The organism is Luteitalea sp., from assembly GCF_022842525.1.
In the GTDB taxonomy this organism is placed as follows: Bacteria; Acidobacteriota; Vicinamibacteria; order Vicinamibacterales; family Vicinamibacteraceae; genus Luteitalea.
Map to the genome: position 1 here is coordinate 1 of NZ_JALHPM010000359.1, position 3,076 is coordinate 3,076.

General features: G+C 71.2%; 2 protein-coding genes. One reads left to right on the plus strand and one right to left on the minus strand.

Going from position 1 to position 3,076, the window contains the following annotated elements:
• Positions 1-1,352: serine/threonine-protein kinase (locus tag Q0C41_RS30910; protein WP_291990816.1), on the minus strand; the 1,352-nt coding region annotated here is incomplete at its 3' end.
• A 131-nt stretch (positions 1,353-1,483) separates the two neighbouring features.
• On the opposite strand from Q0C41_RS30910, the gene Q0C41_RS30915 reads away from it, so the two are divergent.
• A partial coding sequence (locus tag Q0C41_RS30915; protein ID WP_291990818.1) for a serine/threonine-protein kinase occupies positions 1,484-3,076 on the plus strand: 1,593 nt, incomplete at its 3' end.

Below are 3,076 nucleotides of genomic sequence, written 5' to 3' on the forward strand. Positions count from 1 at the left end.
CGATCCCGCGCTGCCGCGATGACCGGAGCATCCACCGTGACGCGACCGGCCGAGGGCAGCGGGAACACGCCGCTGGACGGCACGGCGGGCAGCGGCACCGGGACCAGGTCGTCCTCGGTCTGCGGCGTGGCCACACCAGCGGCCGCGGCGACGGTCGGCAACGGCGGGAGTGGCGGCGGCGCCATCGAAAGGGCCGACGCCTCGACCGGCACGCCGGCAGGAACGCCAACGGGGGAGCCACCCGTGCCGGCCACCGGGGCATACACGGTCTCGTCCGACAGTGTGGGCGCGGCGGGCGGCCTGGCCGTCCGGTCGCGCTGCGACGCCAGATGGGCCAGGGCCCGGTCCTCCTGCGTCACCGGCGCCGTGGGTGGGCGGGAGGCCGGGGTCGCCGTCGGCGCGGGCGTCAGCGTTGGCGCCAGCGTTGGCGCCGGCGGCACGACCGTGATCGGCACAGGGCTCGCCACCGGCCCGGTCATCGGGCGGGTCGTCGGCACGCTCACCACGATGGTCGCGTCGTCGGCGCTCGCCTGCATCGCCCGACGACGGGCGCGGGCGAGATCCTTCCGCATGGCCTGCAGATCCTGGTACCGGTCCTTCGGATCGCGCGCCATGGCCCGGGCGATGACCTTCGCCAGATCGGGATCGATGTCGGGCACCAGCCGCTCGATGGGCGTCGGCTGCGCCGCCAGCACCTGCTGCAGGACGTCGGCGGTCGTCGCGCCGGCGAAGGCGCGGCGGCCCGAGAACAGCTCGTACATGACCAGCCCGACGGCGTAGATGTCGCTGCGGGCGTCCACCTCGGCGCCCTCGAGCTGCTCCGGCGCCATGTAGGCCGGTGTGCCGATCAGCGTCGGCCCGTCGATCTCGCGCGACTCGCGGTGAGCCAGCCGGGCGATGCCGAAATCGAGCACCTTCACCAGGCCGGCACGCGAAATCATCAGGTTCGCGGGCTTGATGTCGCGATGGATGATGCCGCGCTGGTGGGCATAGCCCAGCCCGTCGGCGATCTCGTCGACGATGTCCAGCTTCCGGATCATCGAGAACGGCACGTCGTCTCGAATCAGCGTGCCGAGCGTGTCGCCATCGATGTACTCCATGGCGATGTACAGCTGCCCGTCGTGGTCGCCGACGTCGTAGACCGTGACGATGTTGGGGTGCTGGAGACGGCCCGCCGACTGGGCCTCACGCATGAAGCGGCGGCGCAGGTCCTCGCCGTTGACCCGGAGGAGCTTGAGCGCCACGTGCCGATCGATGACGGGGTCGCGCGCCAGGTACAGCACACCCATGCCGCCTTCCCCGAGGAGGCGTTCGACTTCGTACCGGCCGATGATGGAGGGCACCTGGCTCATGAACGTTCCTAGGGTGTAACGCTGCGGGACGTGCGGGAAGAACAGGGACCGCCCTTCCGACAGAGGCATCCTGCCCCGCTCAGGTGCGGTCGGGGTCGTGCCGATCGTTTAAAGTACGGCTGGATACCTTCGTGGACGAGCTTCCAGGACATATTGGACCCTATGAGGTCAGGGACCGCCTCGGCCAGGGCGGGATGGGCGTGGTCTATCTCGGGTTCGACCCGATGCTGGACCGCCCGGTCGCCATCAAGGTCCTGAAGGTCCCCGACGAGGAAACCCGGCGGCGCTTCCTGCGGGAGGCCCGCCTCGCCGCCAGGGTCCACCACCCCCATATCGTCTCGATCTACGCCGTCGGTGAACACGAGGGCAACCCGTACCTGGCGATGGAGTTCATCGCCGGGCGGACGATGGCGCAGGTGATTCGGAGCGGGGACGACATCCCGCTGGCGCGCAAGGTCCACTGGCTGTCGGAGCTGTGCGCCGGTCTCGGACACGCCCACGAGAGCGGCATCGTCCACCGGGACGTCAAGCCCTCGAATCTGCTGATCGCCCAGAACAGCGGCACGCTGCGCCTCCTCGATTTCGGCATCGCCCACGGCAACGAGGCCTCGGGCATGACGATGGCCGGCATGATCGTCGGCACGCCGCAGTACATGTCGCCCGAGCAGATTACCGGGCAGGCCGTGGATGCCCGCAGCGACATCTTCTCGGTCGGGGCCGTGGCCTACGAACTCCTGACCGGGCGTCAGGCCTTCGGCGGCGACAACCTGTATCACGTCTCCCGCCAGATCGTCGGCGAGCAGCCAAGGCCGATCGAGAGCATCGTCCCCGACGTGCCGCACGCGCTGGTCAAGGCCATCGCGAAATGCCTCCAGAAGGAACCGGCCGCGCGCGCCGAGAGTGCCCGGCTGCTCGAGCGCGAGTTCCTGTCGATCGCCCGTCGCCTGGATCCGGAACACACCCTGGTGGTGCTGCCCGCGGAGCCGACGATGGTGGCGCCGCAGGTGAAGGACGCCACGACCTCGCGGCGGGAGCTGCTGCGCGAGGCCCAGGAGGCGATCGAGCAGGGGCAGCTCACCACGGCGTCGGGGCTGCTGCAGAAGCTCGAATCCGGCACGTCGCCGAGTCCGGATGTGCAGCAGCTGCGCCATCGGCTGCAGAGTCGCCGGCTCGAGCTGCGGGTCCACGAGGCCGTGGGCCGCGCCGACGAGGCCTCGCAGACGGGGTCGATCGAGGAGGCCGAAGCCGCCATCAATGCGCTGGCGGAGCTGTCGCCGCGCCACCCGGCACTCGAGCGCCTGCGTCACGCCCACCAGGAGCGCATCGATGAACGGCAGGTCGCCGCGCTGACCTCGCGCGCCCGCCAGGCGCTGCAGCAGGATCGGCTGGACGAGGCCGAGTCGCTGATCGCCGAGGCGCTGGCCCTGGCCCCCGACGCGCCGGACGCGCTCGCGGTCCAGCAGAAGCTGTCGGATCGCACGCGGGCGCAGCGCATCGCGCGCCTGGTGGCGCAGGCGAGCCGCGCGCTCGATCAGGACGACACCGCGGCGGCCAGCCGTGCCATCGACGCGCTCGTGAAGATCGACGCGTCTCATCGTGACGTCGCCCGGCTGCAGGCGCGACTGCACGCGGTCCGGGCCGAGGCCGACGACGCGCATGCGCATGCGCAGCCGGCCAGAGCCGTGCCCGTGCCTGTCGTCGCGCCGCCGCCGGTGGCCTCGCCG